At 70.2% G+C, this 7,737-nt stretch carries 6 protein-coding genes and 1 pseudogene; 5 read left to right on the top strand and 2 right to left on the bottom strand.

Annotated elements, in window-relative coordinates; translation table 11 throughout:
- Nucleotides 1-490 (top strand): annotated as a pseudogene (locus ACQ0O7_RS43565) (hypothetical protein); the annotation flags it as partial.
- 614 nt (nt 491-1,104) lie between these two features.
- Here ACQ0O7_RS43565 and murD read toward each other — a convergent pair.
- The gene (gene murD, locus ACQ0O7_RS43560; RefSeq protein ID WP_430791801.1) at nt 1,105-2,457 is read right to left on the bottom strand and encodes a UDP-N-acetylmuramoyl-L-alanine--D-glutamate ligase; all 1,353 of its coding nucleotides are present in this window, start codon (nt 2,455-2,457) and stop codon (nt 1,105-1,107) included.
- 87 nt (nt 2,458-2,544) lie between these two features.
- Here murD and ACQ0O7_RS43555 point away from each other — a divergent pair, with 87 nt between their 5' ends.
- The 3 genes from ACQ0O7_RS43555 (at nt 2,545) to ACQ0O7_RS43545 (ending at nt 5,077) form a co-directional block, all read left to right on the top strand.
- A complete protein-coding gene (locus ACQ0O7_RS43555; RefSeq protein WP_430791803.1) occupies nt 2,545-3,834 on the top strand; it encodes a hypothetical protein in 1,290 nt (429 codons plus the stop codon).
- Nucleotides 3,835-4,163: 329 nt separating this feature from the next.
- Nucleotides 4,164-4,532: a signal peptidase I gene (locus ACQ0O7_RS43550; protein ID WP_430791800.1), complete on the top strand. Its 369-nt coding sequence runs from the start codon at nt 4,164-4,166 to the stop codon at nt 4,530-4,532.
- 38 nt (nt 4,533-4,570) lie between these two features.
- Nucleotides 4,571-5,077, top strand: coding sequence for a MarR family winged helix-turn-helix transcriptional regulator (locus ACQ0O7_RS43545; RefSeq protein WP_430791799.1), 507 nt, complete (start codon nt 4,571-4,573; stop codon nt 5,075-5,077).
- A 107-nt stretch (nt 5,078-5,184) separates the two neighbouring features.
- On the opposite strand, the gene ACQ0O7_RS43540 is transcribed toward ACQ0O7_RS43545, so the two are convergent.
- Nucleotides 5,185-6,831, bottom strand: a complete 1,647-nt coding sequence (locus ACQ0O7_RS43540; protein ID WP_430791798.1) for a flavohemoprotein — start codon at nt 6,829-6,831, stop codon at nt 5,185-5,187.
- 79 nt (nt 6,832-6,910) lie between these two features.
- On the opposite strand from ACQ0O7_RS43540, the gene ACQ0O7_RS43535 reads away from it, so the two are divergent.
- Nucleotides 6,911-7,705 carry a TrmH family RNA methyltransferase gene (locus ACQ0O7_RS43535; protein WP_430791797.1) on the top strand — a complete coding sequence of 265 codons (795 nt, stop codon included), beginning with the start codon at nt 6,911-6,913 and terminating at the stop codon, nt 7,703-7,705.
- Nucleotides 7,706-7,737 lie beyond the last annotated feature (32 nt).

Raw genomic sequence — 7,737 nt, 5'->3', positions numbered from 1 at the left:
CTGGAAAATCCTCAAAACCGGCTACCACCGGATCATGACCGACTTCCCCGACGTGTTACGCACCGTCACCGCCCTGGAGATCTTCAGAACGCCCAACCGGGTTTTGAATGACCCTCCTGGGGAATTAGCCGATGCTTCAAGTCTTACTCTCGACCACCTGATCGCTCACGGCCGATCTCTCGCGCGATCGACCCACCCAGCTGAGATCTTGGGGTATTTACCCCCGAAAGAGGGCCTGCCCTTGCCGCCTAGACAGCTCACCGCAAATTCCCCGCGCAATCGTCCACTTCCTGGTCAAACCCCAGTCGACCTTGGAGGATTCTCCACCGAAAGAGCCTTCTTCTCAGCTCCTGGCCTGCTTGCGGTCAATTCCTCGCACAAGTGTCCGCCTTCCAGCTCCGCCCTGGCCGACCTTGGCGGATTCACCACCGAAAACGGTGGTGAATCCGCCAAGATCTCGGCTGAGCGGGTCTCACGCACGAGGGATTGACCGCAAGTGATCAGGCAACCAAGAACAAGACTCAAAACGATGGCGAATTCACCAAGATCTGCCCAGGCAGGGGCAGGAAACGGACACTCGCGCCGGGGAACTGACCGCGATCGGGCCGGCAACCAAACAAAACACTCGAAACGGTGGCATGTTCCCCCACGGATCTGTGAAAGCGCGGCACTCACCTGAGGGATTGGCGACGAACGGCCAGCGGGATCCTGATCGGGCTTTCCGCGCGGCACTCACCTGGGAATGGTGCCAAGCGGCCGGGTCGCCCAGGAGAAAGATCCTTTCCGATGGAGATACGACCGAGATCGCAGTCCTGCCCGCCGCCTTCGTGAGGAATCGAACTGCGCATGATCGATCCAGAACTTCGGGGAAGCCAGGAGCGGTGGATAATCACCAACTTTCGACCGGTATAGGCGCCAGCGCGGGAATCTGACGGCCACCCGGGACGGGCATCCCATGGCAGGCCGACCACAAGCCGAGCCCATGGCGGACGACCACGAAGCCGAGCGGCGAAATGGCCAGGCCAGCCGACGATCAGCCGAGCGGGCAAGCAGCCAAGCGGCGACCAGGCCAGACGGTGACCAGGCCGGGCGACGGTGGCGTGGTTACGGGGCGGTGTCCTGGACTGCCTGGGCGAAGACCTCAGAACGGTGTTCGAAGTTGCGGAAGCGGCCGTAGCTAGGGGCGGCCGGCGACAGCAGGACCACACCCCCGGCCGGGGTGATCTTGCGGGCCAGGCGGACCGCGTCGATCAGGTCTTCGGCCGGTTCGGTGCGGATTCGGGGCAGGCGGGACAACGCCTCGAGGATGCGGGGGCCGCTGTCCGGCAGGCCGATCACGGTGAGTTCCCGGTCGGCGAGGAAATCGCGCAACGGAGAGTAGTCGAGCCCTCGGTCGGTGCCGCCCACCAACACGGTGAGTGGCCGGTTCTCGTAGGCTTCGATGGCGTGCATGGCGGCGTACGGGGACGTCGACAGGGTGTCGTCGACGAAGGTCAGGCCGGACGGGTCCTCGATCTCGGCCAGGCGGTGGGGCAGGCCCGCGAACGACCGGACGGCCGCCTCCAGCTCCGGGCCGGAGGCGACCACGTCGACGCCCATGCCGTCCAGCACGGCCAGCGCCACGCACAGGTTTCCGGCGTTGTGCCGGCCCTTGAGGCGGAGCGCGTCGCGGGGGAACAGGGCGGTGTCGCCGCACCACACCAGGCCGTCGGCGATCCGGAAGCGGGAGTCGGCGGCGGAGGCTGGCACCGGTGGGCGGCCGCTGGAGTCGACGGCTTCGCCGATTTCGGCGCGGAGCCGTTCGTCGCCTCCGTTGACGACGATCAGCTCGGGCGCGTACCCGATAAGGTTTAGTTTGTCCCGGTAATATTCACGCTCGCCACCGTGGGCGTCGAGGTGCTCGGGAAAGAGCGACGTGACCACCGCCACCCGCGGCGAGTCGGTCAGGTCGGCGCACTGGTAGCTGGAGAGCTCCAGCACATACAGCTCGGCCTCGGGCATGTCGAGAAGCGGCACACCGATGTTCCCGCCGTACGCGTTGGGCCGCCCGACCGCCGTCAGCAGGTGGCTGATCAGGCTGGACGTGGTCGACTTGCCCTTGCTGCCGGTGACCCCGACGGTGCGGGCGGCGTTGTCCGCCATCCACAGCGCGCTGCCGCCGGTCACCGTGATCCCACGGTCGCGGAGCTCTCTCATGTACGGGTGGGTGGACGGCACCCCGGGCGAACGCACCACGACGTCGGCGCTGGCCAGGGCCGCGAAGGCGTGATCGCCACCGGCCAGCGGCGCCAGCTTCTCCAGCTCGCCGGTCCACTCCACGGACAGGTAGTCGGCCCTGTCGTCGACAGCGATCAGCCGGGACGGCTCGTGCGCGGCGATCGCGATCACCGCGGCCCGCCCCTCACGGCCGGTCCCCCAGACCGCCACCGATCTGCCCCGCAGGTCTGCCAGCCGCACCGTGATCTCCTCGGGTCCATCCGCATCCAGCGAACTAGTATTGCCCGTCGGCCTTATGACAGGAGTTCCCGGGTGCAGTTCGACGTCATGCGCTTCCCCTCGTACACGTTCGATCCGACGACGGGGGTGGCGACGTTCGACTATCTGCTGGACGGTCCGTCGCCGCTGCGCTTCAGCGAGTCGATCACATTCCCGCTGCCGCACCGGCGGGAGGTGCCGGACGCCTTCTACCGGGTGCTGGACCTGCTGCACGTGGTGGCCGGGGTGAGCTACTTCAAGGTCGGGGCGCCGCCCCGGGTGGTCACGCCCAAGCCGTTCCCGGAGGCGGTCACCGCGTTCCTGACCGCGGTCTACACCAAGGGCATGGCTGAGTACGCGTACCGCAACCAGCTTCCGCACGTGCTCGAACTCACTGTGGAGACGCCCGGGGTGCTGCCGGTGGCCGCCGCGGTGGAGGTGCCGGGCGGCCGGCCGCTGTCCGCCGTCGGTGGTGGCAAGGACTCGATCGTCACCCTGGAGATCCTGCGGGCCGCGGGGCTGGATCCGGTGCCGTTCTCGGTCAACCCGAACCCGGTGATCGAAAACGTGAACGCCGCGTCCGGCCTGCCCGCGCTGGCCGCCCGCCGCCGGCTGGACCCGTCGCTGTTCGCGCTGAACAAGGCGGGTGCGCTGAACGGGCACATCCCGGTCACCGCGATCAACTCGCTGATCGCGATCGCCACCGCGACGTGGCACGGGCTGGGCCCGGTGGTGATGTCGAACGAGCGTTCCGCCTCCGACCCGAACCTGATCTGGAACGGTCACGAGGTCAACCACCAGTGGTCCAAGGGGGTCGAGGCGGAGGGGCTGCTGCGGGACGCGGTGGCGGCGTACACCGGGCTGGTCGACCCGTATTTCTCGCTGCTGCGGACGCTCTCCGAGCTGCACATCGCGCAGCTGTTCGCCGGTCACACAGCGTATGACGATGTGGTGACCAGCTGTAATCAGGCGTTCAAGCTGCACGATCCGACGGCCCGCTGGTGCGGTGACTGCCCGAAGTGCCGGTTCGTCTTCCTGGCGATGGCCCCGCACATGCCCCGGGAGCGGCTGGCGCACATCTTCGGCACCGATCTGTTCGCCGACGAGGCCCAGGTGCCGGGTTTCCTGGAGTTGCTCGGGGTGGACGCGCACAAGCCGTTCGAGTGTGTCGGGGAGGCCGAGGAGTGCCTGGTCGCGCTCTCGCTGCTGACCGATGACGCGCCGGTGCTGGTGGCGTTGCGGGCGGCGGTGCCGGACTCGGCGTGGGCGGACGCCTCGCACTCGAACGTCTTCACGCCGGGCGGGCCGCACCACATCCCGCCGGCCTACCGCAAGCTCCTGGACGAGGCCACCGCGTAGAAGCGTGCCGCACTCCGGCGCGGAACGCGCCAAAGCGCGGCACACAACACCGCACCCCACACCACGTGCCGCACTGCGGCGCGGAACGCACCGGAGCGCGGCACACAACAACGCACCCCACACCGCGTGCCGCACTGCGGCGCGGAACGCACCGGAGCGCGGCACACAACAACGGACCGCACACCGCGTGCCGCACTGCGGTGCGGAACGCGCCGGAGCGCGGCACGCGACGTCGGACGGCACACCGCGTGCCGCGTTGCGGTGCGGAACGCGCCGGAGTGCGGCACACGCGGTGGGGGCGCGCGGTGGGGGCGGTAGCGTCTGGCGGCATGGCTGACGAGATCTACGTGGGGAACGCCGACCCGGACGCGCTCGCCGACCGGGGCTGGCTGCTGGGGCACTTCAAGCCGGCGGGCGATCCGCGGCACAGCACCGACGTCGAGATCAAGTGGGGGCGGCACGTACGGGGCGACCGCCGGGCCCAGTGGGTCCACGGCGAGGACCGCACCGCCCTGCTGGTGTTGATCAGCGGGTGCTTCCACATGGAGTTCCCGGGGCGCACGGTGGTCCTGGACAAGCAGGGCGACTACGTGGTGTGGCAGCGGGGTGTGGACCACTCCTGGTTCGCCGCCGAGGAGTCGGTGGTGCTGACCGTGCGGTGGCCGTCGATCCCGGGCTACGCCGTTCCCACCACCTGACCGCCGCGTTTCGCATTCTGAGCACATAGGGTGGGCTGGTGGGCGAACCGGAAGCGGGACTGAGCGGCGAGCAGCTCGGGGCGTACTTCGCGCTGATGGAGGTCGGCAGCCTCCTGCAGTACGCGGTCGACGAGCACCTGCGCACCGCCGGTGATCTCAGCTATGTGCAGTTCCAGATCCTGGCCCGGCTGGTGGACGAGCCCGAGGGCCGGCTCCGGATGACCGATCTGGCCGACGGCATGGTGCACAGCCGCAGCGGTCTCACCTATCAGGTGGGGCTGCTGGTCAAGCGGGAGCTGATCACCCGTTCGCCGTCGCCGGACGACGAGCGCAGTGTCATCGTGACGGTCACCGGGGCCGGGCGGGAGCTGTTCGCGCGGGTGCTGCCGGGGCATGTGGACGACGTGCGGCGGCTGCTGTTCGAGCCGATGCGGGACGGCGATCTGGCCGCGCTGAGCGGCGTGCTCGGGCGGGTGCGGGAGCACATGCGGGCCACCCCACCACGCTCGGCGAAGCCCCGGCCGGGCAGGAATCGCGCCGGCTGACCGGTGTGGGCCGCATCCGCCCGGCGGTCGCCGGGCGGTCCGGGGCCGGGGGACGTCGCGCGGACGAGGCGGGGCGGTCCGCTGCGGTCGTGGGGCCGTCGACCGTACTACTCGGGTGGGTCGTGATGCATGCGAGAGGGATTGACGCCCAACCGCAGGAGGGCGGCGGACGTCTTGGCCAGCATCAACGGCGGACCCGCCAGGTAGATCTCGTGCCGCGACCAGTCGCCGGAGGCCGCGATCGCGTCGGTGACCGGGCCGGACAGGTACGGGCCGGAGTCGCCCTCGGCGACCACCGGAACCACCGTCGCCCCGGGGATCTGCTCGCTCAGTTCGGTCAGCGCGTCCAGATCGTAGAGTTCGGTCACCTCGCGCACCCCCCAGAAGAGGACCGCCTGGCGGGCGTCGCCGATTGCCGCCATCTCGGCCAGCATCGCCTTCATCGGGGCCACCCCGGTGTCCCCGGCGATCATCAGCACCCCCCGGCCGGGTGCCGTGGGCAGGCCCATGTCGCCCTCGGCCCGGGTCATCCGCAGCCGGGCGCCGCGCCGGGTGTGGTGGACCAGGACTCCGCTGACGCCGGCCTCCGACTTGGCCCGCACGTGCAGTTCGATGTGCTCGTCCCGGTGCGGGGCGCCGGCCAGCGAATACGGCCGCCAGACGCCGGGCAGGCCGGGGACCTCGATGCGGGAGTACTGACCGGGGCGGTACGGCATCGGCAGGAACGGCCGCAACCGCAGCACCGCCAGATCCGGACGCCGGGTCTCGTGGCCGACCACCTCGACGTCCCAGACCGTCGGCTGGTACGCCACCAGGGTCCCGCCGTGCACGATCCACTCGTAGGTGTGCTGCCACGCCCAGCGCCACGCGTGGTCGAAGTCCTGCCGCCAGTCGCCGGGGGCCATCCCGGCGCGGGTCGCCTCGGCCAGGGCGGCGCCGACCACCTGCAGCTGGTTCCACTGGATGCCGCACTCGGCGAGCACCGCGCCCAGCTTGCCGCAGCCGTTGACCAGGACGGGCGGGTCGGCCAGATGGTGCACCAGCCAGGTGAGAGCGCGGGCCAGGTACGACCGCTGGGCGGCCGGCGTGCCGGGCAGCGATTCGAGCAGGGCCGGCCGGGCCTGGCGCAGCGCGTCCCACAGGCGCTCGGCGACGTCGTCGACCCCGCCGGCGAAGGTGATGCTGGTGCTGAGCAGGCGCTGGGTGTTGCGCAGGGCGGCGTCGTCGGCCGGGTCCATGCCGTCCCGGCCGGCCGCGCGGCGCACCGGGCCGGACTTGGCGAACCGGGAACGGTACGACATCGGCGGCGCCTGTGGGGGCGGCTGCGGGATGTCGGTGCCGTACGACTCGGGCGCGCGGACCCCGGCCACCGGCGGGATGTGCGGCACCGGGTTGGTGGGGCCGGACGGGGTGATGCCACCGACCGGCGGGATGCCGCCGCGCGCGGCCCGCAGCCCGGCCCGGCCCAGGGTGGCGCCGGGATCACCGCGCCACAGCAGGCCGGCGCCGCCCACCGGGGAACCCTCGGACGATGACGACGGGGCAGCGGCGGGGTGCTTGCTGAAATACGGCGGCGTGCCGGAATCGGCCGGCGACACGTTCTCGGCCACCTGCGGGTCCTTCTTCTTCCGGGCGATGTCGGAGAGGGCGGCCGCGGTGTCGGCCTCGCCCGCCGAGGCGGCGTCGGGTGCGCTCTGCCGCAGCCGGATGGCGCGCAACAGGGAGAGAAGATGCGGGTCGGATCCCGATGCCACTGACACCCCCCGGCGCTCTCGACCGTTTCGACCCTACCCGCGCCCGCGGGCCGGGATGACCCAACGGCAGAATGCCGGTGTGCCTGCGCTGACCATCACCAGCCCGGACGATCCTCGGATCGGCGACTACCGGGCCCTCACCGACGTCGAGTTGCGGACCCGCTGGGAGCCGCCGAACGGGTTGTTCATCGCCGAGGGTGAGCTGGTGATCTCACGGGCGTTGCGGGCCGGGTATCGGATGCGGTCGGCTCTGGTGGACGAGAAACGCGTGTCCCAGCTAACCGACATTCCCGACTATGCCCCGCTTTATACGGCGGCGCCGGAATTGTTGGAGTCGATCACCGGATTTCACGTGCACCGCGGCATCCTAGCCTCGTTCCACCGTCACGAAATTCCGGAAATGTCGGAATTGTTGGGTCGGGCGCGCTGCATCGCGGTACTTGAGGGGCTCAACACCCACACCAATCTGGGAGCACTGTTCCGCAGCGCCGCCGCCCTCGGCATCGACGCCGTCGTCCTCTCCCCCAACTGTGCCGACCCGCTCTACCGGCGCGCGGTCCGGGTCAGCATGGGTGAGGTGTTCGCCATCCCGTACGCCAAGTCCGAGGACTGGCCGGCCACCCTGCGGCAGATCCGGGAGGCCGGTTTCACCCTGCTGGCGCTGACCCCGGGCGAGGGCGCGATCCCGATCGGCGACCTGACCCCGGAGCAGCGGAAGCGTCCCGCCCTGCTGCTGGGCGCCGAGGGCCCCGGCCTGACCCGGGCGGCGATGGCGGCGGCCGACGCCCGGGTGGTGATCCCAATGCACAACCGGGTCGACTCGCTGAACGTGGCGACCGCCGGGGCGATCGCCTTCTACGAGATCACCCGCTGACAAGCGTGTGGTGACGTGCGGCTCGATTCGAG

It is taken from the genome of Actinoplanes sp. G11-F43, assembly GCF_050589265.1.
Lineage (GTDB): Bacteria > Actinomycetota > Actinomycetes > Mycobacteriales > Micromonosporaceae > Actinoplanes.
The sequence above is the reverse complement of the archived record's forward strand: the minus strand, read 5'-3'. Positions and strand labels throughout refer to the sequence as shown.

Coding starts and splice junctions, on each gene's coding strand:
- ACQ0O7_RS43555 (WP_430791803.1), top strand. CDS start 2,545: ATGCGCTTCCCCTCGTACACGTTCGATCCGACGACGGGGGTGGCGACG.
- ACQ0O7_RS43550 (WP_430791800.1), top strand. CDS start 4,164: ATGGCTGACGAGATCTACGTGGGGAACGCCGACCCGGACGCGCTCGCC.